The organism is Kitasatospora sp. NPDC022856 (genome assembly GCF_055561235.1).
The window spans coordinates 97,542-124,036 of record NZ_JBVHHE010000017.1; the positions used below are offsets into that span (position 1 = coordinate 97,542).

Annotated in this window: 20 protein-coding genes; 7 read left to right on the forward strand and 13 right to left on the reverse strand. The window is 73.6% G+C overall.

Annotated features, from left to right (window positions below; all coding sequences use genetic code 11):
• Positions 1-85 precede the first annotated feature (85 nt).
• From murQ to ACZ34W_RS22705, 3 genes are all read right to left on the reverse strand, one after another.
• Complete coding sequence (gene murQ / locus ACZ34W_RS22695) at positions 86-1,147, reverse strand: N-acetylmuramic acid 6-phosphate etherase (protein ID WP_465606529.1); 1,062 nt, start codon at positions 1,145-1,147, stop codon at positions 86-88.
• A gap of 140 nt (positions 1,148-1,287) precedes the next feature.
• Positions 1,288-1,968, reverse strand: a complete 681-nt coding sequence (locus ACZ34W_RS22700) for a DUF6445 family protein (protein ID WP_465606531.1) — start codon at positions 1,966-1,968, stop codon at positions 1,288-1,290.
• Positions 1,969-2,130: 162 nt separating this feature from the next.
• Positions 2,131-2,775 carry a TetR/AcrR family transcriptional regulator gene (locus tag ACZ34W_RS22705; protein WP_465606533.1) on the reverse strand — a complete coding sequence of 215 codons (645 nt, stop codon included), beginning with the start codon at positions 2,773-2,775 and terminating at the stop codon, positions 2,131-2,133.
• 140 nt (positions 2,776-2,915) lie between these two features.
• Here ACZ34W_RS22705 and mca point away from each other — a divergent pair, with 140 nt between their 5' ends.
• Positions 2,916-3,797 carry a mycothiol conjugate amidase Mca gene (gene mca / locus ACZ34W_RS22710; RefSeq protein ID WP_465606535.1) on the forward strand — a complete coding sequence of 294 codons (882 nt, stop codon included), beginning with the start codon at positions 2,916-2,918 and terminating at the stop codon, positions 3,795-3,797.
• 137 nt (positions 3,798-3,934) lie between these two features.
• On the opposite strand, the gene ACZ34W_RS22715 is transcribed toward mca, so the two are convergent.
• Positions 3,935-5,623, reverse strand: a complete 1,689-nt coding sequence (locus tag ACZ34W_RS22715) for an extracellular catalytic domain type 1 short-chain-length polyhydroxyalkanoate depolymerase (RefSeq protein WP_465606537.1) — start codon at positions 5,621-5,623, stop codon at positions 3,935-3,937.
• 187 nt (positions 5,624-5,810) lie between these two features.
• Between ACZ34W_RS22715 and ACZ34W_RS22720 the strand changes: the two genes are divergently transcribed.
• Positions 5,811-6,353: a PaaI family thioesterase gene (locus ACZ34W_RS22720; protein ID WP_329485924.1), complete on the forward strand. Its 543-nt coding sequence runs from the start codon at positions 5,811-5,813 to the stop codon at positions 6,351-6,353.
• 70 nt (positions 6,354-6,423) lie between these two features.
• Here ACZ34W_RS22720 and ACZ34W_RS22725 read toward each other — a convergent pair whose 3' ends face one another.
• The 4 genes from ACZ34W_RS22725 to ACZ34W_RS22740 form a co-directional block, all read right to left on the reverse strand.
• Positions 6,424-7,425 (reverse strand): YdcF family protein, encoded by a 1,002-nt coding sequence (locus ACZ34W_RS22725; RefSeq protein ID WP_329485923.1) that lies wholly within the window; start codon positions 7,423-7,425, stop codon positions 6,424-6,426.
• Between the two features lie 204 nt (positions 7,426-7,629).
• Positions 7,630-8,598 (reverse strand): prolyl aminopeptidase, encoded by a 969-nt coding sequence (pip, locus tag ACZ34W_RS22730; protein ID WP_329485921.1) that lies wholly within the window; start codon positions 8,596-8,598, stop codon positions 7,630-7,632.
• A 314-nt stretch (positions 8,599-8,912) separates the two neighbouring features.
• Positions 8,913-9,737, reverse strand: coding sequence for a lysophospholipid acyltransferase family protein (locus ACZ34W_RS22735; protein WP_465606540.1), 825 nt, complete (start codon positions 9,735-9,737; stop codon positions 8,913-8,915).
• On the reverse strand, positions 9,734-10,762 hold the full coding sequence (locus tag ACZ34W_RS22740; protein ID WP_465606542.1) for a GNAT family N-acetyltransferase: 1,029 nt from the start codon (positions 10,760-10,762) through the stop codon (positions 9,734-9,736). The genes ACZ34W_RS22735 and ACZ34W_RS22740 overlap by 4 nt, the downstream gene beginning before the upstream one ends.
• 226 nt (positions 10,763-10,988) lie before the next feature.
• On the opposite strand from ACZ34W_RS22740, the gene ACZ34W_RS22745 reads away from it, so the two are divergent.
• Positions 10,989-11,462, forward strand: a complete 474-nt coding sequence (locus tag ACZ34W_RS22745; RefSeq protein WP_465606544.1) for a hypothetical protein — start codon at positions 10,989-10,991, stop codon at positions 11,460-11,462.
• Positions 11,463-11,547: 85 nt separating this feature from the next.
• Here ACZ34W_RS22745 and ACZ34W_RS22750 read toward each other — a convergent pair whose 3' ends face one another.
• Complete coding sequence (locus ACZ34W_RS22750; protein ID WP_465606546.1) at positions 11,548-12,927, reverse strand: serine hydrolase domain-containing protein; 1,380 nt, start codon at positions 12,925-12,927, stop codon at positions 11,548-11,550.
• 388 nt (positions 12,928-13,315) lie between these two features.
• On the opposite strand from ACZ34W_RS22750, the gene ACZ34W_RS22755 reads away from it, so the two are divergent.
• Positions 13,316-14,590: a lipase family protein gene (locus ACZ34W_RS22755; protein WP_465606548.1), complete on the forward strand. Its 1,275-nt coding sequence runs from the start codon at positions 13,316-13,318 to the stop codon at positions 14,588-14,590.
• 305 nt (positions 14,591-14,895) lie between these two features.
• Positions 14,896-16,566, forward strand: coding sequence for a carbohydrate binding domain-containing protein (locus ACZ34W_RS22760; protein ID WP_465606550.1), 1,671 nt, complete (start codon positions 14,896-14,898; stop codon positions 16,564-16,566).
• Positions 16,567-16,624: 58 nt separating this feature from the next.
• Here ACZ34W_RS22760 and ACZ34W_RS22765 read toward each other — a convergent pair whose 3' ends face one another.
• Positions 16,625-18,004 carry a M1 family metallopeptidase gene (locus ACZ34W_RS22765; protein WP_329485915.1) on the reverse strand — a complete coding sequence of 460 codons (1,380 nt, stop codon included), beginning with the start codon at positions 18,002-18,004 and terminating at the stop codon, positions 16,625-16,627.
• A 65-nt stretch (positions 18,005-18,069) separates the two neighbouring features.
• Positions 18,070-21,951 carry a Pls/PosA family non-ribosomal peptide synthetase gene (locus ACZ34W_RS22770; RefSeq protein WP_465606552.1) on the reverse strand — a complete coding sequence of 1,294 codons (3,882 nt, stop codon included), beginning with the start codon at positions 21,949-21,951 and terminating at the stop codon, positions 18,070-18,072.
• Between the two features lie 515 nt (positions 21,952-22,466).
• On the opposite strand from ACZ34W_RS22770, the gene ACZ34W_RS22775 reads away from it, so the two are divergent.
• The gene (locus tag ACZ34W_RS22775) at positions 22,467-22,619 is read left to right on the forward strand and encodes a hypothetical protein (protein WP_465606554.1); all 153 of its coding nucleotides are present in this window, start codon (positions 22,467-22,469) and stop codon (positions 22,617-22,619) included.
• A gap of 394 nt (positions 22,620-23,013) precedes the next feature.
• Entirely contained in the window at positions 23,014-24,603 is a 1,590-nt protein-coding gene (locus ACZ34W_RS22780) for an FAD-binding oxidoreductase (RefSeq protein ID WP_465606556.1), read from the forward strand.
• Positions 24,604-25,450: 847 nt separating this feature from the next.
• Here the strand turns inward: ACZ34W_RS22780 and ACZ34W_RS22785 are convergent.
• Both ACZ34W_RS22785 and ACZ34W_RS22790 read right to left on the reverse strand, forming a co-directional pair.
• A complete protein-coding gene (locus ACZ34W_RS22785; protein WP_465606558.1) occupies positions 25,451-25,882 on the reverse strand; it encodes an SRPBCC family protein in 432 nt (143 codons plus the stop codon).
• A 311-nt stretch (positions 25,883-26,193) separates the two neighbouring features.
• Positions 26,194-26,481 (reverse strand): hypothetical protein, encoded by a 288-nt coding sequence (locus ACZ34W_RS22790; protein WP_359804509.1) that lies wholly within the window; start codon positions 26,479-26,481, stop codon positions 26,194-26,196.
• Between the last annotated feature and the right edge of the window lie 14 nt (positions 26,482-26,495).

The following is a 26,495-nucleotide window of genomic DNA, read 5'->3' on the forward strand; positions in this document are numbered from 1 at the left end:
GCTAGCCGGCTCAGTGTGCTCCGGCGGCGTCTCTGCGGCCGCCACGAGTGCGTGCCGCCGAGGCCGTCCGTCAGTCCACCGTCCGTCAGTCCACCGTCCGGGCCGCTTCCAGGGCTTCGCGCAGTCGGCCGCCCGAGGCGGCGAGCAGTCGGCGGGCGGTCGGCGCGTCCACTCCGGCGAGCACGACCAGGACGGCGTCCTTGGCCTCGCCGCCCGTCACGGCCAGCGCGCTCCGGACGGTCTCCTCGTCCGCGCCGGTGGCCGTGGCCACGATCCGGTGGGCCCGGTCGCGAAGCTTGGCATTGCCCGCCCGCACGTCGACCATCAGATTTCCGTAGGTCTTGCCGAGCCGAACCATGACGGCCGTCGAGAGCAGGTTCAGGACGAGCTTCTGTGCGGTGCCCGCCTTGAGCCGGGTGGATCCGGCCAGCACCTCCGGCCCCGTCACCACCTCGATGCCCAGCGCGGCCGCCGACACCAGGGCGGACCCCCGGTTGCAGGCCAGGCCCACGGTCAGCGCCCCGGCGGCGCGGGCCTGTCGGATCGCGGCCACCGTGTACGGCGTACGGCCCGAGGCGGAGACGCCCACCACGCAGTCGGCGGCCGTCGGAGCGAGTGCTTCGAGGTCGGCGACGGCGAGGTCCGGCCGGTCCTCCGCGCCCTCGACGGCGCGGACCAGCGCTGCGGAGCCGCCCGCGATGAGGCCCACGACCTGGCCGGGGGCGGTGTTGAAGGTCGGCGGGCACTCGCTCGCGTCCAGCACTCCGAGCCGCCCGGCCGTTCCCGCTCCCACGTACACCAGTCGGCCGCCCCGGGCCATCCGGGCGGCGATCGCGTCGGCCGCAGCGGCGATCGGTTCCAGCTGCGTGGCCACGGCCTCGGCCACGGTGCGGTCCTCGTCGTTGATCAGGCGGAGGAGGTCGAGGGTCGTCATCCGGTCGATGCCGGACCAATCGGGGCGTACGGCCTCGGTCACCGAACCGCCGATGGCGCCGTCGCCGCTGTCGGTCCCGCTGGTGCTGTCGGTGTCGTCGCCGCTGTCGCTGAGGGTGTCGCTGCGGGTGTTGCTGGGGGTGTCGCTGCCGGGGTCGTCGGTCGCACCGGTCGCTGTGCCGGGCTCCGGGTGCGGCGGGAGGTCGCTGTCCATGAGCGCTGTTTCCCCGGGTGTGCGTGCCGTGAACCAGGGTGGGCGGCGGGGCCGGTGCTCCGGGGTTCAGCTGCACGGACGGGTCGCGTCAGGGATCCGGGGCCGGGCGCTCCGGGGCCCGGTGCCAGGGCGCTCCGGGGTCAGGCCATCCAGAAGAAGACGGCCGTCATTCGCCGCTCCTCCAGCGGGATGCCGTAGTAGCCGGTGGCACTGTGGATCAGGTTGGCGCGGTACAGCAGGAGCCGGTTGTAGCGGTTGGGGACGCGGACGTCCTCGGTGAAGGCGTCACCCGGGACGCGGCGCGTGCCGAGCGCCTCGACGAGGTTGTTGTGCGGTGCGTCGACGAGGTTGCCGCCGAGGCGCCCGCCGGGGAACTGCTGGCGGTAGAAGCTGGTGCCGGCCTCCTTGGGGGCACCGGGGCTGAGGTAGAGGACGGCCGCGTAGCGGCAGAGCGCGCGGGAGTCGGTGTGGGGGCGGGATTCCGACTCGCCGGCGCCGACCAGTTGGACGCAGTTGTGGTTGAGCGTTCCGCCGCCGGGCGTGCTCTGGACCCAGAGCTTGGCGGTACCGGTCGCCCTGCGGACCAGTGCCTCCACCCGGGCGAGCTCGGCCGGCTCCAGGCCGGGCATGGTGCGCAGCCCGGGCCATGTCTCGGGCCGGTAGGGGTACCCCTCGGTCCAGTCGCCCCGGGCGAGGCACCGTTCGCGGACCGCGTCCGGATCGGGCAGCACGTCGTCCAGCACCCAGTAGTCCCGGCCGGGGGTGGGTTTGCGGTAGGGCAGGACGGGCAGGGCTGTCCGCCCGATGGGCTGTGGGGGCATGCGCCGACCATAGGGTCGGGGCCCGCCAACGTTCTGCCGTGAACAAGTCAACCTTTCGTCAAGTGTCGGGACCTGCGCTTTTTCGCTGTGCCGGTGTGCCTGTACGACGAGCGGCCCGGTCGGGGGATGCCGTCGTCGGCGCGCCCGGTGTGTGGCGGCGCGTCAGTCGGTCGGCCGGACGGCGTACCCGTCGAGCGCGCTCCGCAGGTGGTCGAAGGCCCGGACGGCGGACGGTCTGATGGCCGCCGATATCGCCTCGTGCTCCTCGCCGGCCAGGACGCGGCGGAAGACCTCGGTGAAGAGCGCGCGGCGGATCGCCGCCAGCAGGCCGGCCGCGAGTCTGGCGGTGAGGTCGCCCGGAGGGGAGTCGGTGGCCTCGGCGAGGGTCGCGGTGAGCGCGTTCTCGCTCTGCTCGTGGATCTCGCGCAGCCGGGCGAGCAGGGCGGGGCTCTCCGTGACGGTGCGGGCGAACGGCGGATCGGCGAAGCCGAGGGCCGGGTCGTGCCGGTCGATCGAGGCGAGGCAGGTGCGGCGCAGCGCCGCCAGCGCGGACTCGCCGGGCGCGCGCCCGGCGACCGCCTCGGCCTGGGCGGCGATCATCTCCCGGTGCAGGTCGAGGACGAGGTCCTCCTTGCGCGGGAAGTGGTTGGTGACGGTCATCTTGGCGACCCCGGCGGCCACCGCGACCTCGGCGATCGTCGTCCGGTCGAAGCCGTGCTCGATGAAGAGCCGCGTGGCGGCGTTCGAGATCGCCTCGCGGGTGCGGCGCTTGTTGAGCTCGCGCAGGTTGGGGGTGCCCTCGGTCATGGCGTGAGCGTAGCGCAGATTCACTGGGTCGGGTACAGAAATTAGGCTTGACCCAGTCAATGGGTCCGACCTAAGTTGTCTCCCGGCGGGCCACCGGACCGGACCGCTGCTCGATGCCACTCGGACCGAAGGAACCGCGCATGTTCACTCACCCCTCCGCACTCCGGCTGCTGACCGTGCACGCCCACCCCGACGACGAGTCCAGCAAGGGGGCGGCCACCCTCGCCCGCTACGCCGCCCAGGGGGTGGACGTCATGGTCGCGACGTGCACCGGCGGCGAGCGCGGCTCGGTGCTCAACCCGGGACTCGACCGGCCCGGGACCAGGGCCGAGCTGACCCGGATCCGGCGCGAGGAGATGGCAGCCGCACGCGAGATCCTCGGTGTCGGCCAGCGCTTCCTGGGCTTCACCGACTCCGGGCTACCGGGCCCCGGCGAGCCACTGCCCGACGGCTGCTTCGCGCTCCTGCCGCCCGCCGTCGCCGCCGAGCCGCTGATCACGCTGATCCGCGAGTTCCGCCCCCACGTCGTCGTCACCTACGACGAGACGGGCGGCTACCCGCACCCCGACCATGTGATGACCCATCGGGTCACCGTCGAGGCGGTCGAGGGCGCGGCCGACCCCGACCGCTCTCCGGAGGCGGGCGAGCCCTGGCAGGCGGCCAAGCTCTACTACCACCTGGCGCTGTCCCGGGCCTGGTTCCAGACCATGCACGACGCGATGACGGTGCGCGGCGTCGACTCGGCCATGGGCGAGGTGCTGGCCGGCTGGCCCGACGCCCCGCCCGCCCTCGCCACCACCACCCGGATCCGCTGCGCCGAGCAGTTCGCCGTACGGGACGCCGCCCTGCTCGCGCACGCCACCCAGATACAGCCCGGTACCGGGTTCATGGCACACCCGCGTGAGATCGAGCGCGAGGTCTGGCCGACGGAGGACTACCACCTGGCCCGGAGCCTGGTGGAGACGGTCCTCCCCGAATCCGACCTGTTCGCCGGTCTGCGCCCCGGAGAGGAGCACGGATGAGGATGCTCAGAAGGTTGGGCGGAGGCCGGCACACCGGCGGTGGCACGGTGGCCGGACACCGCGGCCACGCGGGCCCGGCCCGGAGTCGGGGGCCGCATCAGGGCCCGTGCCGGGGCCGACTCGCGGCCGGTTGCGGGTCAGCACCGCCCGTCGGCGAGGACGAAGTAGCCCGCCCCGGTCTCCTTCAGCGTGTGGATCGTGAAGGTGTTCCAGAGGCCCATGGCCTGCCCCGAGCCGAGGGCGTAGGTGAGGCCGCCGGTCTGGGTCGCACGGCCCGCCTTCACCTGGTCGTAGTTGCTGTCCGTGAAGCACTGCTGCGCGCCGCCGGGAGTGCTCGCCGTCACCGCCGCCGACCGGGCTCCCACGGCGCCCGCCGCGTCGACGGCGGCCACGGTGTAGGTGTACGAGGCCCCGGGGTTCAGGCCGCCGTCGGTGTACGAGGTGCCGGCCGGGGCGGCCGCCCGCGTTCCGTTCCGGTACAGCACGTAGGACGCGGCGCCGGTGACGGCCTGCCAGCCGAGCGCGATCGAGTCCTGGCCGGTGGCGGTCGCGGTCAGGCCCGCCGGTGCGGGCAGCGAGGGCGTGGCCGGGCCGCCGCCGTCCAAGCCCCAGAACCGCGCGGTGTAGTAGCTGGAGCAGATCGTGTCGAGGAAGTAGGCGCCGCCGGCCCCGCACTGGTCCGCCCCCGGGCCCGGGTCGACCGCGAGTCCGTGACCCATCCCCGCGACGGAGTAGAGCGCCACGGCGGGCCGGCCGCTCGCGTCGTTGTAGACGGACTCGGTGGTCCCACCCGGCAGGTTCCGGGTGGCGGAGGCGCTCTGGCCGATGCTCCACACATCCGTCCACTGGTCCCGCAGCTCGGTGCCGTTCACGGGCCTGACGGTGGTGTCCGCGGTGCCCTGCCAGATCGCCAGTCGGGGCCACGGCCCGCTGTGGCCCGGGTACGCCCGGCGGACTCGGTCGCCCCATTGGGCCGGGGTGAGCCGCTGGTCGTCGTTCTGGCACCCCGAGGCGGCGGCCTGGGTGGTGGCGCAGTGCGCCGGCAGGCCGGAGTCGATCGCCCCGCCCGCGAACACGTCCGGGTAGTCGGCCAGCAGGTCGGCCGCCATACCGCCGCCGGCCGAGAGGCCCGTGACGAACACCCGGCGCCCGTCGGAGCCGTACAGGGCCCGGGCTTCGGTGACCATTTCGGACACCGATTCGGCCTCGCCCGCGCCCCGGCTGTCCTTGGCGGCGTCGAACCAGCTGAAGCAGGAGAGGGCGTTGTTGGCGCTGCCGGTCTGCGGGAACACCACCGCGAAGCCGTACCGGTCGGCCAGGGTGGTCCAGCCGGAGTTGCGGTAGTAGTCGGTGGCTGTCTGGGTGCAGCCGTGCAGCGCGACCACCAGCGGTGCGCCGGTCGGCAGGCCTGCCGGGGTGTAGGAGAACATCGCCAGGTTCCCGGGGTTGCCACCGAACCCGGTGACCTGTTGGAAGGTCCCGCCCGCCGTGGAAGCGGCAGGGGCGGCCACATGCGCGGCGGAAGTCGCGGAGGCCGCGGTACGGCCGGGGCCCGGGGTGGCGGCCGCGACGGCGGAGGCCGGTGCCGTGGAGGCGAGTGCCAGCGCCGCGAGCAGCGCAGCCGCGGCGCGGCGCGCGAGCCGCCGGCCCGGGCGGGCCGGTCCGGCGACGGGCACGGCGCGGGTGGTCCCGGTCTCAGCGGTACCGGGTGCGCTGGATCCGGGTGCGCTGGATCCGGGCACGTCGGATCCGGTCGGTGGGACGAGCGCGGTGGACGGGGCGGTCACGGCGGGCGCGGTCGACACGCGCACGGGCAGCAGAACCATGGAGGACTCCTGGGTGGGGGCGGAGTTCGGTGGACTGCCGTGCAGCGTGGCGCGTCCGGTCGTCGGGTGACATGTGACGGTCACCCGTTGTCGGCGCGCCCGTCATGGCCGGTGCCGCCATGGGCGGAGCCGCTCCGTAGTGCGAATCGCAGTTGAGCCGGACGGGCGGACCGGGCAGGTTGGTCCCATGACCACGTATGGATTCCAGGGAGAGCAGACCGTGCCGGACAAGGCGTCGCACAGCCGTACCCACCACTGGCAGGCCGGACCGCCGGTCTCCGCGTTCCCGCACCTCACCGGGGAGGAGATCCTGCAGGAGATGATCGCGGGACGGATCCAGGCTCCGCCGATCGCCAGCACCCTGGGCTTCGGACTGGTCGAGGCCGGGCCGGGCACGGCGGTCTTCGAGGGCGAGGTCGGCGAGCATCTCTTCAACCCGATGAACACCGTGCACGGCGGCTACCTCGCCACCCTGCTCGACTCGGCGCTCGGCTGCGCCGTGATGAGCCGACTGCCCGCCGGCACGGCCTACACCACGACCCAGCTGAACGTGCACATGGTGCGCCCGGTGTTCGCCGACTCGGGGAAGCTGCGGTGCGAGGCCGTGGCGCTGCACGTCGGCCGTACCCTCGCGACGGCGGAGGCGCGGGTGGTCGGCGTGGAGGACGGCAAGCTGTACGCGCACGGGACGACCACCTGCGCGGTCCTGGCGCCGCGTCCGACGGCATGACATGGCGGGCCCCGGGCCGTTTCCCCGGGTTCTGGCGGCCGGGGCCCGGAAGGACGGGGTGCCCGGTGCGTCAGAGCGCGGCGGCGAGCACTCCGCACAGCGCGAGGAAGCCGCAGATACCGAAGTTGATCAGCTTGTGGGAGAGGAAGACGGCGGCGAACTCCCGGATCGTCGCACTCGGCCAGTAGTACGCCGCGGTGGGGGAGCCGAAGACCTGCCCGGTCACACCCGCCTTACGGGCCGTCAGCGCGGCACGGAACGCGTGGAAGTTGTTGGTGACGATCACGCAGCGGTACCCGGGCTTGGCCTGCTCCATGATCGCCCTGGAGAAGAGCAGGTTCTCCTCCGTCGTGCGCGAGTGCTCCTCACGCACGAGGTGTGCCTCGGGGAAGCCGCGCTGCACGAGGTAGTCGGCCATCGCGTGGGACTCGGGCAGCTTCTCGTCCGGTCCCTGGCCGCCCGAGGTGATCAGCACCGGTGGGTTGCCGCGAGCGGCCTGCTTCTCGTACACCTCACGGCCCCGGTTCAGCCGGCTCGCCAGCAGCGGCGGCACCCGGTCGCCGCCGATCAGGCCCGAGCCGAGCACCACGACGAAGTCGACGTCCCGGCGGGGGCGGTGGCGGCCGTACAGGAAGGCGTAGCCCACGAAGCAGACGAACAGGAAGGAGATGTAACCGACCACCAGCACGGCGGTGCCGGCGAGGACCCCCAGCCGGTACGAGCGGGTCACCACGGCGGCGACGAGCAGGCTGATCACGGAGAGGATGCCGAGGCCCGCGAGCAGGGACAGCAGATTGGCCGGCCGTCTGCCCTCCTTGCGGACCATCGTCAGGCCGTTGGCGATCAGGAAGCCGACCAGCGCCAGCGTTCCGACCGCCGGCAGCAGGATGATGGCGACGGCTGCCACCTCGGCGACCAGTGTCGGGGCCTTGCGCAACTCGGCGAGCAGTGCCAGGGCGAGAAAGGAGACGGCTATGCCGAGCAGGACGGCGTTGCTGAATCGGCGTCGGTCACGGAGCACCCCGATCCCGCACAGGACGAAGAACAGGGCCGCGGGGGCATAGGCGATCATGCTCGTATCGTAGGGGCCCGATCGGGCGGCCGGGAGCGGCCCTTGGGCACACGGCCGACCGGGCCCGGACGGCCCCCGGCCGGGCAACGGCCGGGCAACGGCCGGGCAACTCCGCCGTCTCGGTCTCGCCGCAGGTCCGACTCCCGGTCGGGCCGGCGGGCCGTCTCGCCGCCGGCCCGAGACGGCCGGAGCGAGCCGTCGTGGTCAGTTCCGGGCGGGTCCGGCGAACCGTTCGATGGCTGCGAACACCGCCTCGCCCATGGCGGGGCTCCCGGTGTGGCCGGAGTCCTGGATGACCGTCAACTCGGCGTCCGGCCAAGCCTTCGCCAGTTCCCAGGCGGTCTTCAGCGGCGATCCGAGGTCCAGCCGGCCGTGGATCAGGACGCCCGGGATCCCGGCCAGCCGTCCGGCGTCGCGCAGGAGTCGGCCGTCCTCCAGGAAGGCGTCGTGCGCGAAATAGTGCGCGGTGATCCGGGTGAACGCCATCAGGGCGTCGTCCGGGCGGTCGGAGTAGGCGTTCGGTTTCCCCAGCGACTCGTGCGCGATCACCGCGTCCTCCCAGGTCGCCCAGTCCCGTGCGGCCTTGCGGCGGACGGCCTCGTCGGGGCTGTTCAGCAGCCGGCTGTACGCGGCCACCAGGTCGCCGTCCCGTTCGGCGGGCGGCAGCCCGTCGCGGAACGCCTCCCAGGGGCCCGGCAGCAGCCGGCCCACGCCGCGGTACAGCCAGTCGGTCTCCTCGGGGCGGGTCATGGTCACCCCGCAGATCACGATCTCCGAGACTCGCTCGGGGTGGGTCTGCGCGTAGGCGAGGATCAGGGTCGAGCCCCAGGAGCCGCCGTACAGCAGCCACTTCTCGATGCCCAGGTGTTCGCGAAGCCGTTCCATGTCGGCGATCAGATGGGCGGTGGTGTTGTGTTCCAGACCGGTCGTCGGGTCGGCGGCGTGCGGCAGGCTCCGTCCGCACCCGCGCTGGTCGAACAGCACCAGGTGGTAGCGCTCGGGGTCGAAGCAGCGCCGGTTCTTCGGACTGTGGCCGGAGCCCGGCCCGCCGTGCACCACGACGGCCGGCTTGCCGGCGGGGTTGCCCGAGGCCTCCCAGTAGATTCGCTGGCCGTCGCCGACCTCCAGGAGTCCTTGCGCGTAGGGCTTGCCGATCGGGTACAGCTCGGGCACGGCGGGAGTCCTCCTGGGCGTGGCGTCGGCCGACCTCGGCGGCGGGCGGGGGCGGTCCCGTGGAACGGCTGCCGGTCGCAGGGGAGTCGGACGGTGTGGCACGGCGGTCGACGGCGGCGAGCCGTGGTGGACGGGCGGATGCCGTGAGGCTACCCGCCCGGCCCGCCGCCCGTCGATCACCGGGCGGCGCCGGGCACGACGGGCATCCGCCGCGGGCACCCGGCCGCACCGACCCCACCGGTCTGACTCACCAGCGGGCACTCACAGCGGGCACCCACAGCGGGCGCTCACAATGGGCAGTCACCAACGGGCACTCACCGGCCGGTCGCCTCCACGGCCGCCTGGGCGGCACGGGCCAGCTCCCGGCGCGGCTGCCACCGGTCCGCCGGCTGACCGGTCCGGACCGCGGGTGCCGGGATCGCGGGCAGGAAGGTCACCTCGGCCACCAGTCCACGGACCGACACCACCCGGGCGATCGAGGCGAGCAGGCCGTCCTCGCCGACGAAGGCCGGCGCGCTGGTCGCCCGCCCGTCCGCGAGCCGGTAGCGGACCGTCACCGGCTGCACGGGAGCACCGGACTGGACGGCGGCCTCGAAGAGCGCAGGGCGGAACCGGCCGCTCTCCCGCCCGCACCAGGTCGACCCCTCGGGGAAGACGACCACGGGCCGTCCCGCGCGCAGCAGTTCGGTGACCGCGGCGACCGTGCCGGGGAGGGTGCGCAGCCGGTCGCGGTCGAGGAAGACGGTGCCGCCCCAGGCCACCAGCGGGCCGAGCACCGGCCAGTGCCGGACTTCGGTCTTGGCCAGCGAGCGGCCGGGCCGGCCGGCCGCGATCAGCGGGATGTCCAGCCACGAGACGTGGTTGGCCACCACCAGCACCCCGCCGCCGCAGGCCGGGGGCGGCGCGATCCGGGCGGTGACCCCGAGCGCGCGGAGCAGGGTGCGTGCCCAGAACCGGACCAGCGCGTCGCGAGGGCCCCCGGGCAGGGCCCGGACCGACGGGGTGAGCGCGAGGCCCGCCACCAGCACGACCAGGAACGCGCCGAGGCGCAGGATCCGCCGGGGGAGCGCCACCACGGGGGCGGCCTCGGTCAGGCAGGTCTCCGGCGTGCAGGGGGCGGTCGGCAGCCAGACGCTCACGAGAGCGGCCCGGGCGCGGGTTCCGTACCGCCGGGCACCGCCGGTCCGGTGGCCGGGGCCGCCGGAGCGAGCCCGGAGAGGAAGTGCCGCAGGTAGCGCGGATCGGTGCGCTCCAGGGACAGCAGCACGTAGAGGTCGGCGGTGGCGAAGTCCGGGTCGTGGGCGGGCGCGCCGCAGACCCAGGCGCCCAGCCGCAGGTACCCGCGGAGCAGTGCCGGCAGCGCGGCCCGCTCGGCGCGGGGCAGGCCGGTGGGGTCCCACGGCCGGTGCGGGGCGACCCGGTACTCCTCGGGGGCGAGGTACTTGGCGCTGACGGTGTCCCAGACCCGCGCCGCCGTCGCGCCGCCGTCGTCCAGCGGGATCGAGCAGCAACCGCCTACCCAGGTGTTGCCGGTGTCGGCGAGGTAGCGGGCGATGCCGCCCCACATCAGGTTGATGACCGCGCCGTTGCCCCGGTGGTCCGGGTGGATGCAGGAGCGGCCCAGCTCCACCAGGCCGTCGCGGAGCGGGGACAGGTTGCGCAGGTCGAACTCGCCGTCGGAGTAGAGCCGTCCGGCCCGTCGGGCGGCCGCCGGGCGCAGCAGCCGGTAGGTCCCCACCACGGGGCCGTCCTCGCCCTCGCGCACCAGCAGGTGGTCGCAGAACGCGTCGAACGGGTCGACGTCCAGCCCCGCCACCGGGCTGTGCAGCCGGGCACCGAGTTCAGCGGCGAAGACCTGGTGGCGCAGCAGCTGGGCGGCGCGCACGTCGGCCTCGTCGCGGGCGAGCGCGACGGTGTAGGCGGGCGCCGGCACCTTGCCGAGGAGGGCCGGTGCGGACAGGGCCGGTGCGGAGAGCGCCGGTGCGGAGAGGGCCGGGGCTGCGAGGGCGGGCACGGGAGCGGCCGGGGCGGGTACGGCCGGGGCGGGGACCGGACGGACGGTGAGCGGCCGGACGACGGTCTGCTGCGCCGGCAGCGGGACGGGGAGCACCGAGGTGTGGCCGGGGGTGACGGCGGGCGGAGCGTACGTGGGGACGGTGGTCATGGCAGACCCTCCAAGGCGGCACGGACGACGGCGGCCACGGATCGCCGTGGCACCGGCCCGCACTCTCGGTCGTGGGGCGTGCGAACCGGTATCCGTATGTTTCTCCGTGTCGGCTGGCGTCCACGTTGCCGTTCGGAAGAGCTTGGATGTGCACCTGCTGAATGGGGCCACTCACTGTCTGCCGGACACCTGTTCGGTGTGCGGGCGCCACCGTATGCTCCGCTCCATGGGGTGGAAACCGGGCTCGGCGCGGCGGCGGGAGATCGCCGCGGAGCTGCGGGACATCCTGCGGGTGCAGGCCCAGCTCGCGGTCGTACTGCTCCTCCTCCACCTGCTCGCCAGGCTGGTCGGACTGGCCACCTCACCCTGGTGGATGCTGGTGGTGGCGATGGCCGGCGCCCTGCAGATCACCTCCGACCGGTGCTGGGAGGAGGACCGCAGGCGGAGCACCCTCGCCTTCGCGATGGTGGTCGCCCCCGTGACGGGGGTCGTCCCGTTCCTGGCGGTCGGCGCCTTCCTCGGGTGGGAGAGCGGCGCGACGGACACCGCGCTGGCGCCGTGCACGGTCGTCGGCACGCTGCTCGCGTCGCACGCGCTGCGCACGGCCCACCTTTTGCGCCTGGCCCGTCCGCCTGGTTCCCCGGCCGGAGCGCGGGCCCCCGACGCCGAAGCGCCGGAGCCCCGCGGCGGCGCGGTGTAGGCCCGCCGCGCCGCACCGGGCGCCCGTCACGGCGGGCCGGAGCCCCGCGGCGGCGACACACCCGGGCCGGGGGAGGCCCGACGCCTCAGAAGGCCTGCCAGCCGGCCGGGTCGACCCCGCCGGGCACGGCCTCGGCCGGACCGTAGGGCCGGCGGGTGAAGACGAAGGAGCCGACGTCCAGGTGGCTGACCGAGCCGTCGGCGGCGCGGACGACCCGCAGCGTCTCGCCCGCGTAGTAGTGGTCCAGCCCCGTCCAGGAGCCGTCCGGCTCGGCGCGGAACCGGGAGCTGCGGGTGCCGCCGGTGAGCGGGGCCAGTTCCAGGACGCGGTCGGCCTTCAGCCGCAGGGTGTGGCCGGCGGCGCCCCAGTACCAGGGGCCGGTGAGCGCGAGCAGGTCCTCGTCGAGGGAGGACAGCGGGCGCCAGGGCTCGGGCAGCCGGGGTTCGTGCTGGGCGGTGAGGGAGATCAGCTCCGCCGCGACCCGCGGGGTGTCGCCGCCGCCGGTCGCGTTGGCGACCGCGATCGCCGCCAGACCGTCCGCGTCGCTGATCCAGAGGCCGGCGGTGAAGCCCGGCATCGAACCGGTGTGGCCGTAGAGCACCCGGTCCTGGTGGCGCAGCAGTTGCAGCCCGAGCCCGTACCCGCCGGACCAGTTCTCGCCGCCCGGGCCGACGGCGGGTACGCGCATCTCGGCGAGGCTCTCGGCGGTCAGCACCTTCGGGTCGCCGGCGGTCAGGAAGGCGGCCCAGCGGGCCAGGTCGGCGACGGTCGACCAGAGCTGCCCGGCCGGTGCCATCAGCCCGGTCTCGGTCAGCGGTTCGGGCAGCATGACGTCGGCCCAGGGGTGGACGGCGAAGCCGCCGGCGTGCGGGTGCTCGGGCAGCAGGGTGGTGCGGTCCATCCCGAGCGGAGCCAGGACCTCGCGGTGCAGCACCTCGTGCCACGGCTCGCCGCGCAGGCGCTCGACCAGCGCGCCGAGCAGGGCGTAGCCGGGGTTGGAGTAGTGGTGGAGCCGCCCCGCCGGGTGCTTGCGCGGGTTGTCGCCCTCCAGGAGGTCGGCGAGCTCGGGGCGCAGCGTGCCGTCGGTCCGCTCCCACCAGGGCGCCGGGGTCTCGGAGGCGAGGCCAGCCGAGTGGGCGAGCAGTTGGGCGACGGTGGCGCCGTCGGCCGGGGTGCCGGGCAGGTGGCGTTCCAGCGGGTCGGCCAGGTCGAGCAGGCCCTCGTCGCGCAGCCGGAGCACCAGGACGGCGACGAAGGTCTTGGTGAGCGAGCCGATCCGGTACTGCACATCGACGGTGGGCGCATGACCGTCGATCATGCTGCGCGCTCCGCTCCAGACCAGTCTGCCGTCCCGGACCACCGCGGCGACCAGGGAGGGCGTCCGGCCCTCGGCCTGTGCGACCGCGATCCGGTGCAGCAGCGCGCGGCGGGTCGTCGGGAGGAGCTCGTCGTACTGGTCGGTCATCTGATCCTCTGAATCATTCGGTGCAGGGGCTGAAACGCGGACCGGGGCCGGTGTCGACCGTCGCCGGATGCCGTCGGCGGGGCCGGACGGCTCCTTCAACCTACGTCGGTCGTCCACGGTCCTCCACCTCCTTCCCGGGCCGGCCGGGGGAGTCCCGCCGAGGGCCCACCGCGCCGCTCACGGCGGCTCCTCCCCGGGCCGGAGCCGCCAACACGCGGCGGTGGTGACGGTCAGTCGATTGCCGGTCGACGAGGAGTAGCCTCGGCTCGACCATGACAAGCCGGCTCGCACGGCACGGCCGCCTCCGGGGCCGGCCGGGGGCAGCCGGCCTCCGGCGATGGGATACCTGATGAGAGCCTGGCTACGGGCAGTCACTGCGGCTGCCCTCGTGACCTTTCTTGCCCTGCCCGCACTGAGCACCGAGGCGGCCGCGACCGACGACGGCCGCGGCCCGGACCACTCCGGCCGGTGCGCCCCCGGTGTCCCGGTCGGCCCCGGCGGCGACGCCTTCTACGAGCCCCCGTCCCCGCTGCCCGAGGGCCGGCACGGCGACCTGATCTGGGCCCGCGCCATCGAGGCGCCCGACCACGCCCGGGCCTGCCGGATCCTCTACCGCTCGACGCTGCACGACGGCACCCCGGTCGCCGTCTCCGGCCTGGTGGCCTGGCCGACCGATGCCGTCCCCCGCCGCGGCGACCGGAACGTCGTGGCGTGGGCCCACGGGACCGTCGGCGGGCCGCGCCAGTGCGCCCCGTCGGCCGCCCCGAACCCGGCCCGGGACCTCGTCGACTACTTCAGCTACCAGAGCCCCTTCTCGATCGACGTCGGAGTGCCCGCGCTGACCCAGTTCCTCGGCGCCGGCGACGTCGTGGTGGCGACCGACTACCAGGGCCTGGGGGCGCCGGGCGTCCACCAGTACGTGGTCGGCGCGACCGAGACGCACAACGTGCTGGACTCCGTCACCGCGGTGCGGCAGATCCGCTCGGCCCGGGCGGGCCGGCGCACGGCCGTCCTGGGTTGGTCGCAGGGCGGCGGCGCGGGGCTGTTCGTCGGTCAGGACGCGCCCGGCTACAGTCCGGACCTCGACCTGGTCGGCGTGGCCGCGCTGGCGCCGGCCGCCGACCTCGGTCCGCAGTTCGCCGGTCTCGTGCCGCCCGGTCCGCGCAACGAGTCCTCGGAGGCCCACAACGCGGCGCTGCGGATCAACGTCTACCGGGGCTTCCTGGCGGCCTACCCCGAGCTGCGGGCCACCGACGTGCTGCAGCCGGCCGGACTCCAGGCGTTGGAGGGCGACGGGGTGGCCTGCATCGAGCACTTCGCCGACGTGATCCAGAACAACGTCGCGGACAACCACCAGCTGGACACGCTGTTCAAGCCGCTGCGCGATGTGCCGGAGGTCTGGAGCCGGCGCTTCTACGAGAACACCCCGGGCTACGCCGCCACGGTGGCACCGGTGCTGGTCATGCAGGGAACGGCGGACACCGTCATCAACCCGCACTCCACCGAGCAGTACATCAAGCGGGCCTGCGGGTTCAGCCGGCCGGTCGAATACTCGACCTACCAGGGCGCGACCCACAACACGATCCCGTTCGAGGCGCAGCAGGAGTACCTGACCTGGATCGCCGACCGCTTCGCCGGGAACGCGGCGCCGTCGAACTGCTGACGCGTCGGCGCCTGCCGCTCCCGGCCTGAACACACGTTCCGGGGGAGGGGCCGGCGGCCGAAGGCCGCGCGGCCCCGGGTGCCTGGTGGACCCGGGGCCGCGCGGCCTTCGGCGTCCCCGGGCCGCGTCTCCGTTCGCTCTCCCGGCGCTCCCCGCGCTCCGGCCCGCTCCCGGCCCCGTTCACCCGTCGCTCGCCGCCCGCTCACCGTCCGCTCACCGGACGGTACTTGACAGCATGAATTGGTCCAGTCCATTTTGGGCTCCTCCCCGCACCTCCACCCCCACACCCCCACTGGAGGTCCCCGGTGCTCAAGCGCACCCGACTGCCCGCCGTCGGCGCGGCAGCCCTGCTCGCGGCCGCCGCCGCGTTCACCGCCCCCACCGCCGCCCACGCGGCGAACCAACTCGGCAACCCCGGCTTCGAGACCGGCACCCTGTCCGGCTGGTCCTGCACCGGCGGACTCGGCTCGGTGGTCTCCACCCCCGTGCACGGCGGCGGCAAGGCGCTGGCGGGCGCCGCCTCCGCGAGCGACAACGCCAAGTGCACGCAGACCGTCGCCGTCCAGCCCAACACCACGTACTCGCTGTCCGGCTGGGTCCGCGGCAGCTATGTCTACCTCGGTGTCACCGGCGCCGGCTCCGCCTGGACCTCGGCCGCCGACTACACCCGGCTGAGCGTCTCCTTCACCACCGGCGCCACGCAGACCAGCGCGGAGGTCTATGTCAACGGCTGGTACGGCCAGGGCACCTACTACGCCGACGACCTGAGCCTGGACGGCCCAGGCGGCGGGACCCCGGGCGACACCCAGGCACCCACGTCCCCAGGCAACCTGCGCAGCACCGGCAAGTCCGCCACCGGCGTCACCCTCGCGTGGGACGCCGCCACCGACAACGTCGGCGTGACCGGCTACGACGTCTACCAGGGCGCCACCAAGGTCGCCACCACGACCGGCACCGGCGCGACCGTCGACGGGCTGACCGCCGCCACCGCGTACAGCTTCACCGTCAAGGCCCGCGACGCGGCCGGCAACACCTCCGGCTCCTCCGCCGCCCTCGTGGTCACCACCGACCAGGCCGGCGGCACCCCGACCGGGTTCAAGCAGGCCGCGCCCTACCTCTACAACGGCTGGGGCAACCCGCCGGCCCCCACGACCGTCATGAACGCCACCGGCGTGAAGTGGTTCACCCTGGCCTTCGTCCTCGCCCAGAACGGCTGCAACCCCACCTGGGACAGCCAGCGGCCGCTGCTGAACGGGGTCGACCAGGCCACCATCAAGGCCGTCCGCGCGGCCGGCGGCGACGTCGTCCCGTCCATCGGCGGGTGGAGCGGCAACAAGCTCGGTCCCAACTGCGCCACCACCGCCGATCTCGCCGGCGCCTACCAGAAGGTGATCGACGCCTACGGTCTGAAGGCGATCGACGTCGACATCGAGAACACCGACGAGTTCGAGAACACCGTCGTCCAGGACCGCATCCTCGGCGCGCTCAAGATCGTCAAGCAGAACAACCCCGGCCTGCGCACCGTCCTGACCTTCGGTACCGGCACCACCGGCCCGACCTCCTACGGGAACCGGCTGATCGAGCAGGCCAAGGCGCTCGGCGCGGACATCGACGTGTTCACCATCATGCCGTTCGACTTCGGCAACGCCTCCACCGACATGTACGCCGCCACCGTGAGTGCGGCGGAGGGCCTGAAGGCCAAGCTCAAGTCCACCTTCGGCTGGGACGACGCCACCGCCTACGCGCACGTCGGCATCTCCGGCATGAACGGCCTCAGCGACAACAACGAGGTCACCACCGTCCAGAACTGGACCGCGATCCGCGACTGGGCCAACAGCCACCACATCGCCCGGCTGGCCTTCTGGTCGGTGAACCGCGACCGCGGCTGCGCGGGCGGCGGCCTGCAGGAGACCTGCTCCGGCATCGCCCAGAACGACTGGCAGTTCACCTCCATCACGGCCGGCTTCACGGGCTGACACCCCGGCCGGCGGTCCGGCCCGGGCCCCCTCACCGCGAGGGGTCCGGGCCGGACCGTCAGTAGCCCGGTCGCGGCGAGCCGGTCGGCCCGCTCAGCCCCCGCAGCGGCGGGAGCTCCGGGCGGTCCAGCCACGCGGTGAACAGGGGCTCCAGCGAGTGATCGGCGTAGCGCCCCGCATGGGCGCGCAGGTCGGCGGTGCCGACGACGCCGTGCCGGTGGGCGGTGGCCCACTCCCGGAGCATCGGGAAGAACGCGGCGTCGCCGAGGGTGAGCCGGAGCGCGTGGACGGTCAGGCCGCCGCGCTGGTAGAGCCGGTCGTCGAACATCAGCTTCCGGCCCGGGTCGGCCAGCCTGAGGTCCTGGGGGAGGCCGGCCAGCAGGGCGTGCGCGGCCGCCGCGTGCGTGGTGGCCGACGGGCCGCCGGCCCGCTCGGACCAGAGCCACTCCGCGTACTTGGCGAAGCCCTCGTTGAGCCAGATGTGGCTCCAGTCGGCGATCGACACGCTGTTGCCGAACCACTGGTGGGCCAGCTCGTGGGCGATCAGCCGCTCCCGCTCCCAGCCCCCGCCGAGGTGGTTGGTGCCGAAGGTGGCGACGCCCTGCGCCTCCACCGGGACGTCCAGCTCCTCGTCGGCGACGACCACCGTGTACTCGCCGAACGGGTAGGGGCCGAAGATCTCCTCGAAGTACGCGGTCATCCGCGGCTGCCGCCCGAAGTCCACCGCGAAGTCGCCGGCCACCCGCTCGGGCACGTACCCGGTCTGCCGGACGGCCGGGCGCTCGGCGAGCACGACCGGCCGGTACTGGCCGATCGAGACCGTCACCAGGTACGTCGAGGTCGGTGCGCTCTGCTCGTACACCCAGGTCGTGCTGGAGGCGTGCGTGGTGCGGGTGAGCAGCCGGCCGCCGACCACCACGGTGTACGCGGACGGTGTGGTCACCGCTATCTGGTAGGTCGCCTTGTCGGCGGGCCGGTCGTTGCACGGGAACCAGGACGGGGCGCCGACGGGCTGGCTGGCGACCAGCGCGCCGTCGGTCAGCTCCTCCCAGCCGAGGCCGCCCCACGGGCTGCGCACCGGCCGCGGGTTCCCGGTGTAGTGCACCTCGACCGTGAACGCGGCGCCGGCCGCGAGCGCCTTGACCGGCCGCACCCGCAGCTTGCCGGCCCGGTGGGTGTACCGGGCGGCCTTGCCGTCCACCAGGACCCGGCCGATCCGGAACTCGGCGAGGTCGAGCGCGAACTCGGGCAGCGCCGTCCCGGCGACCGCGCTCAGTCGCGCGGTGCCGCCCAGCCGGTTGGGCCCGGGGCGGTAGTCCAGGGCGAGCTCGTAGCGGTGCACCCGGTAGCGGGTGTCCCCGCTGTTCGGGAAGTACGGGTCCGGGGCGGCGGCGCGGGCCGCCGAGGCGTGCTGGTGGTTCACCGGGCGGGGTTTCACCGGGTCGTGCGCTCCCTGCGAACTGGGGGACGTGGAGGTGGCGGGCGGGTCGGAGGGGGCGGCGGTCACGAGGTGGCCTGCCACACCTCGATCGGGTTGCCCAGCCACCGCGTGTCGGCGGGGACGGACTCGGCGCGCATCACCAGCGAGGCCGGGCCCAGGGTGCTGCGTGCGCCCACCGTACTGCCGGGCAGCACGATGCCGCCCGGGCCCAGGGTGGCGCCCTCGCGGAGGATGACAGTATCCATCCGCATGATCCGGTCGTGGAAGAGGTGGGTCTGCACCACGCAGCCCCGGTTGATGGTCACCCCGTCACCGAGGGTGACCAGGTCCGCCTCCGGCAGCCAGTAGCTCTCGCACCAGACACCCCGCCCGACCCGCGCGCCGAGCGCCCGCAGCCAGACGTTCAGGACCGGCGTGCCCGGGACCGCGCCCACCAGCCACGGCACCGCCAGGACCTCGACGAAGGTGTCCGCGAGCTCGTTGCGCCAGACGAAGCCGCTCCAGAGCGGGTGCTCCACCGCCCGGAACCGCCCGACCAGCAGCCACTTCGCGGCCACCGCGACCACGCAGGCCGCCCCGCCCGCCGCGAGCAGCACCAGCCCGGAGAGCAGCGCCGCCGCCACCGGGGACCAGTTCGCCGACAGCCAGGAGAGCGACGCGAGGGTCAGCGCACCGAGCGCGCCGGAGGCCAGCACCGGCAGCAGCCGGGCCACCTCCACCAGCCCGCGGGCCCAGAGCAGCCGGGCCGGCGGCTCGTAGGTGAGGCTCTGGTCGGCCTGGTCGGCCGAGCGCGGCAGCCGCATCGGCGGCATGCCCAGGTAGGAGCTGCCCTTCTTGGCCTTCTTCGGCGTCGCCGACAGCACACCCACCAGCCCGCGCGCCGGGACGGCCCGCCCGGGAGCGGTCATCCCCGAGTTGCCGAGGAACGCCCGCTCACCGACCTTCGCCTCACCGAGCCGCAGCCACCCGCCGCCCAGCTCGTACGGGGCGATCAGGGTGTCGTCCGCCAGGAACGCGCCGTCCCCGACCGTGGTCAGGCTCGGCAGCGCCAGCACGGTGGACACCTCGGCGCCCCGGCCGACCTTCATCCCCAGCGCCCGCAGCCACAGCGGCGTGACCAGACCCGCGTACAGCGGGAACAGGATCTCGCGGGCCTGGTCCATCAGCTGGGTGACCGTCCAGGCCTGCCAGCCGATCCGGCCGTGCAGCGGGTGCACGCCCGGGGCCAGCCCGATGCTCAGCAGCCGCACGGCCGCCACCAGCTGCGCCGCGTACACCAGGCCGTAGGCCAGGGTGGCCGGGAGGAGGCCGAGCAGGGCGCCCCCGAGTGCGGCACCGAGGTCCTGGCCGGGCTGGACGAAGCGGGAGAGCACCACGAGCCCGGCGAGGGCGGGCAGCACCGGCAACAGGCTGAGCGCTGTGCCGCTGGCGCCGAAGAGCGCCGCCCAGCGCGCCTGGCGGGCCGGCCGGTCCTTCGGCCAGGTCCGCTCGGCCCGGCCCAGCTTGGCGGCGGGCGCGCCGCCCCAGCGCTGGCCGGTCGGCACGTGCCCGGTGACGCTGGAACCGGCCACCACGTGCGACCGCTTGCCGACCCGGGCGCCGGGCAGCAGGGTCGAGCGGGTGCCGACCACGGCCCCCGAACCGACCTTGACCTGGCCGACCTCCAGCCGGTCGCCGTCCAGCCAGTAGCCGCAGAGGTCGACCTCGGCCTCGACGGCGCAGCCCCGGCCCAGCTTGAGCATCCCGGTGACCGGCGGCATCGAGTGCAGGTCCACCTCCGGGCCGACCTTGGCGCCGAGCGCCCGCGCGTAGCGGGTCAGCCAGGCTCCGGAGAGCGAGGTCGCGCCACTGACCTCGGCCAGCCGCTCGGCGGTCCAGAGCCGTAGATGGGCGCTGCCGCCGCGCGGGTAGCTGCCGGGCCGCAGGCCGCGCAGCAGCAGGCGGGCGCCGCCGGCCGCGATGGCGAGCCGGCCGGCCGGGGAGAACAGCGCCAGCGCGCCCGCGCCGACCACCCACCATGAGGCGGTCGGTGCCCAGGGGTAGTCGCCGAACCAGGCGAGCACATTGCCGAGAGTGAGCAGGGCGACCGTCCAGCGCAGGCCGACCACGGTGAAGAGCGGGATCAGCAGGAGCAGCTGGAGCAGCTTGGCCCAGGTCGGCACCAGGGCGACGGTGCGGGTCTCGCCGCTGTCCGCCACCGACCGCTCCAGATGGCGGGCGAGCTTGCGCAGCGTCGGCTGCTGGTAGATGTCCAGCACGGCGGCGCTCGGGTAGCGGGCGCGCAGCAGGGTGGTGAGCCGGGCGGCGGCCAGGCTGCCGCCGCCGATGGCGAAGAAGTCCTCGCGCGGGCCGCCGACCGGCACGCCGAGGATCTCGGTCCACTGCTCGGCCAGCCAGGCCTCGGTGCCGTAGAGCTGCTCGGTGGGCCCGGCGGTCTCCAGGTCGGGCAGCGGCCAGGGCAGGGCGTTGCGGTCGACCTTGCCGGACGTGCGGGTGGGCAGGGACTCCACGGACGCCAGCAGGGGCACCAGAGCCGCGGGCAGCTCGGCGCGCAGCCGCTCGACCGAGGCCTCCCGGTCCCAGCCGTCCTTGGTGACCAGGTAGCCGACCAGCAGCTGGTTGCCGCCGCGGGCGGTCCGCACGGCGGCGGCCGCACCGGCGACGCCCGGCAGGGCCTGCAGCGCGGCGTCGACCTCGCCGAGCTCGATCCGGCGCCCGCCGAGCTTGATCTGCTCGTCGCTGCGGCCGAGGAAGAGCAGGCCCTCGGGGTCGGCCTCGACGAGGTCGCCGCTGCGGTAGGCGCGGTCCCAGCCGAGCGAGGGCAGCGGCGCGTACTTCTCGGCGTCCTTGACCGGGTCCAGGTAACGGGCCAGACCGACGCCGCCGATCACCAGCTGGCCGGTGCCGCCCGCGGCGACCGGCTCGCCGGCCTCGTCGACCACGGCGAGGTCCCAGCCGTCCAGCGGCAGGCCGATCCGGACCGGACCGTCGCCGGTGAGCAGCGCGGCGCAGGCCACCACGGTCGCCTCGGTCGGGCCGTAGGTGTTCCACACCTCGCGGCCCTCGGTGACCAGGCGCTGCACCAGCTCGGGCGGGCAGGCCTCGCCGCCGAAGATCAGCAGCCGGACCTCGTTCAGTGCCTCGGCGGGCCAGAGCGCGGCCAGCGTCGGGACGGTGGAGACGACGGTGATCTCCTGCTCGGCGAGCCACGGGCCGAGATCGGCGCCGCTGCGCACCTGCGAGCGGGGGACGGGCACCAGGCAGGCGCCGTAGCGCCAGGCCAGCCACATCTCCTCGCAGGAGGCGTCGAAGGCGACGGAGAGGCCGGCCATCACGCGGTCGCCCGGGCCGATCGGCTCCTCCTGGAGGAAGAGGGCGGCCTCGGCGTCGACGAACGCGGCGGCGTTGCGATGGGTGACGGCGACGCCCTTCGGCCGGCCGGTCGAGCCGGAGGTGAAGATGATCCAGGCGTCGTCGGCGGGGGTCGGCCGGGTGTCCGCGGGGACGGCGGGCCGCCGGTCGCCGGTGAGGGTCAGGACGCGCTCGGCCCCGAGCACGCCGGCCACGGCGGCCTCCTCGAAGACGAGCTGGGCGCGCTCGTCCGGGTCCTCGGCGTCCACCGGGACGTAGGCGGCGCCCGCGGCCAGTACGGCGAGGATGGCGATGTAGAGGTCGTTGGTGCCGGAGGGGACGCGGACGCCGACCCGGTCACCGGGGCCGATCCCGGCGCCGTTCAGCCGGTGGCGCAGCTGCTCGACCTCGGCGGCGAGTGCCCGGTAGCCGAGGACGGTGTGCCCGTCGTCCAGGGCCGGCTCGTTGGGGTGGGCGCGGACGGCGGCGTCCAGGATGTCGACCAGGGTGCGCGGGGCCGGAGCCGGGCGACCGGGGAAGAGGGCCTGCGGGGCCCGCGCGGTCTGTTCTGTGTGGCTCGGTTCAGCGGTCATGGCTGCCGTGCGCTCCTCGTCCTCGCCCCTGGTTCCGACCGTGTCCGGCCCTTGGGGCGGTGGGACCACTCAGTCTATCGGGTGACCCCACTCCGGGGCCGGAGCGGACAACCTCACCGATGGTAGCCCCGTGTGATGAACGGCGTACTGCCCGACACTCTGCTCAACTTGCCTTGAATTGAATGAATCTGACGTTGCATCAGTTCAGAAGTGGGCCTAATCGTGGTGGATGTGACGACCCGTCAGTGATTTTGACGGATCGTCAGGTCGGAATTCCCATGGTGAGCCACGCCACACGGATCGTGCTCCCTCCGGGTGACGAGGGCTGCTCCGGGGGCGTCGCGGGCGCCTCCCACAGGGGTCGGGGACCGGTTCTCGGCGGGCCCAGGGCGCCTTCCAGCCCCGTTCGGAAGGCGCCCTGGGCGGACCTCCGGACTCCCGGGGGCGCGCGAGCCGTCCCGTGTGAGAACGCGGCGCGCCGGCGTCCGCGCGTTCATTGCCGGGCAGGGCCGGGCGTGGCGGATCCGGCGGGCCGCACCCTCGCCCTGCTGGCCTGCGTGGACGGGCTGGTCTTCGACCGGCTGGTCGCCGGAGGGAGCGTCCGGCCGGACGAGATCCGCGGGCTGGTCGTGGCCGCCCCGCGCGGGCCGGACGACGTCGACGGGTGACCGGGCCGACCCCGCCGATGGCGGCCGGCGGGGTCGTCGAGTGACCGAGCGCAGGGAATTCGCCCGCGCGAGGCGCATTCATCATATCGGCGTTCCTATTTCGCATCACATTCTCCGAGGGTCGTGCGGCCCGGGGTGCGAGGCCCGGAATCGAGCTGTCACCCCGGGGTCCGGGGTCGACGAGGGGACACTAATCGGCGCCACTGACAATGGCTCTGAGCCGGGAGAGTTCGAAGGGGGATTGAAAAGGACGTACAGTCACACTAATTCGTACAGGTATTCACATGGGCGAATGCCCGTGCTAGCGTGCGGACGCCAGCTTCTCAGAATCGAGAAAGTGGGTCCTGGCATGAGTCAAGAATTCTCTCGCCGCGGGTTCCTGGGCAGTGCCGGAATGGCTGCCGCCGGGGTTTCCGCCGTTTCGTTGGGGGTCGGCGCGGCCGGCCCGGCCGCGGCCGAGTCGGCCGGCGCCCCCGGCGTCCTCGGCGGGCAGTCGGTGCTCCCGGGCGATCCGCGGTACCAGACGCTCAGCCAGGGCTTCAACCAGCGCTGGTCCAGCAGACCGGCCTACATCCGGCTGGTGGGGAGCGACGCGGACGCGGTGGCGGCGCTGAAGACCGCGCTCGACAAGGGGCTGCGGCCGACGATCCGGGGCGGCGGGCACTGCTACGAGGGGTTCGTCGACAACGACCGGGGCGTCATCCTCGACCTCAGCACCCTGCGCGGTGTCCGCGCGGCGCGGGACAAGTTCGGCGCCCCCACCTACTGCGTCGAGGGCGGCGCGACCAACTGGGACGTTTACACCAGCCTGTTCCGGACGTACGGCGTCACGCTGCCCGCGGGGTCGTGCTACTCGGTCGGGGCGGGCGGTCACGTCAGTGGCGGCGGGTACGGGCTGCTCTCCCGAAGAGACGGGCTGACCGTCGACCACCTCGTCCAGGTGGACGTGGTCACGGTCCGCGGCGGCACGGTGGAGCTGACCACGGCCCACCGGGACGACCCCGCGACCTCGCCGGAGAGCGACCTCTTCTGGGCGCACACCGGTGGGGGCGGCGGAAACTTCGGCGTCGTCCTGCGCTACCACTTCGCCCGCCTCCCCAAGCCGCCGCCACGGGTCTGGCTGAGCAGCGTGGCCTGGTCCTGGGCGGACCTGCTCAAGCACCCGGAGGACTTCCGCCGCCTCGTGGAGAACTTCGGATCCTTCTTCGCCCAGCACAGCGGTCCGAAGGAGACGGTCTACCGGGGCCTCTTCGCGATCCTCAAACTCACCCACCGGACGAACGGGAACGTCGTCCTGCTCAGCCAGTGGGACGAGGACGATCCGTCGCCGCTGGAGGAGTTCCTGGCCGCGATGGAGGCCGGGCTGACGAGCAGGGCCGTGGTCCAGAGCTACGCCGCCGGGGGCGTGCTCCTGCCGTATCCGGACAAGCGCCGACAGATGCCGTGGTTCCAGGCCACCATGACGCTGAACCCCTCCGGGGCCAATCAGCGCGGCAAGTACAAGTCCGCCTACCACCGGCGGCGCTTCACCCCCACACACATCGACGCCTTCTGGGAGTGGCTGACCAAAACCGTCCCCGGCGTGGATCTCACCCAGGCGCTGGTCCAGATCGACTCCTACGGCTGCCGGATCAACGAGCACAAGCCCGCCGAAGCCGCGATCCCCCAGCGCGACTCCGTGATGAAGCTCCAGTACCAGACCTACTGGACCGACCCCGCGCAGGACGCCGCGCACCTGGCCTACCTCAGCGGGCTCTACCAAGCGGTCTACAAGGCCACCAACGGCATCCCGGAGATCGACACGGACACCGACGGCGCCTATGTGAACTACCCCGACGTCGACCTCGGAACGGCCGACCAGAAGCACCCGGCCTACCAGCGGCTCTACTACAAGCAGAACTACGCCCGACTGCAGAAGGCCAAGAAGACCTGGGATGCCGGGAACGTCTTCCACCACGCCCAGTCGGTCACCTTGCCGTCCTGACCGCACACACGGAGCCATGTCGACCATCCGGAAAGTAGGTGATATCGGGGCGAATGGTGTGAGCAAAGAGGTCGACGTGGCTTTCTGCCCCGAGCGCGGGAGGGCGGCCGGACCTCCTCGCAGCGGCGGTGCAGGTTCGACGTGCCGTGGGCTGATCTCTCAGGTGTTCGCGTATCTGTGAGGGTGGACTCGGACTGATGCTGACTTCTGCTGGTCTAAGCCGATGGTGAGTCAGGTCTGATCGGCGTACGCGGAAGCTGTTCGAGCAGGAGCGGTCGGAGAGGCCGGGCGAGGGCTGGAATCGCTCTGCGGCGCCTCTGCATGAGTATGTGCGGAAATGGCCTGGCTGCTGATCGGTACCCGGGCGGCCTGGTGTGCGGGCCCGGGAGCGAGCCGAAGGCGGAGGCGGCGGCTGGGATGGCCACCTCCATGCGGATCCTGGTCCTGGGTGGCAGTTGGTCGAGCACCGCCGAGACCCGGATTCCCGGGTCCGCGCCGGGCGGCAGCGGCGGTACCGTTCCGGCGAGGGCGCTGTGCGAAGCCGGTGTCCAGGCGCGGCAGGCGTGCGTCCACCAGGGTGAAACCCTGTCGGCGGTGCTCGGCGCACACCGATTCGAGCCAGGCGGCCAGGGCGGCCTCGGCAGCCCGGTAGGCAGCGGTTCCCGACAGCTGGCGCTCTACGATGACGCCGGTCAGCGCCCCGATCACACCGGTGGCGTCCATCACCAGCAGCCGCCATCCGCCGAACTCCACCGCCGAACTCCACCGCCGTCTCCTCCCAGGGCGAGCGACGCAGGCCGGCTGCGCGCGTGCGACCCGCACGCACCGGATTCCCCGCCGGGGTGGGTCACCGTCGGGCCAGCACCCGGGGAAGGCGCTCGGCGACCGCATTCGCGAGACGCTCGAACTCGGCCCGCAGGAACGGCGCCGCAAGGCGCGCCAGGCCGTGGAAGTGCAACGACGCGCGGTAGACCACCAGCGTTCGGCCCTCGGTTGCGCGGACCGTGATGTCGTCCGTGGCCGTGACGGTACGGTTGTGTCCGACGAATACCAGCCGGGCGGGCCCGTACTCCTCCAGGCGGTAGTCCAGGTCGGTTTGCCGCCCTCGGAACCGCGAGGTGTTGCGCCAGCGCGCACCTACCACGAGCGGACCGGGGTCCAGGCGCACGCAGGCCACGGTGCCCGGATCCCACTCCACTGTGTTGTCGAAGTCCGCCAGGTACCTCACCACCTCCCCGGCAGGGCGCCCGATCACCATGCTCCGTTCGACGCTGATCATCAGCTCGCCTTTCCGTCGTGGCCCGCCGCTTTGCGGGCTGCCGCTGTCTTGTTCGATGGCCGGGCCGGGTCCACCGTCACCGGTTCGGTGATCATCCGTACCTCCCCTGCTGGCGTTCAGGCCTCGGATGGTGCGCTCCCGGCGGTGGGGCGGGGACCTCGCAGCGTTGCTGCACTGGAGATCGGCGGAGCTGCCGGGGACCGGTACCGCGGCCGTCTGCGAGCTGCTCCGTCGGGGCTTACGAGGGTGAGTGAAGCGCTGCGGGCCCCGCAGGTGTTGTCCTGCGGGGCCCAGGCGGCGGCTCGGGCCGGTCACCCGGTCTTGTCGCCCGGGTGGTCGAGCCACGCGCTCCGCCGACCCTTGGAGGAGACGGTGGGCGCCTCGCGTTCGTACCCGGCGAGTGCCAGCCCGAGCCCGAAGAACGTGGGCGCCCACTCGCCCACGAAGATGCCCCACCGGTCGGCGCGTTCAACGCCGGCCTGTTCGGCCTTCATCGACGCGATCCAGCTCAGCAGGGACAGGCCGATGGATCCGAATGCCGCCGCGTAGGCGTGTTCGCTGGTGATTCCGGCTTCGTGGAGTCGTCGCACGATGGCCATGACTTCCCTCCGAC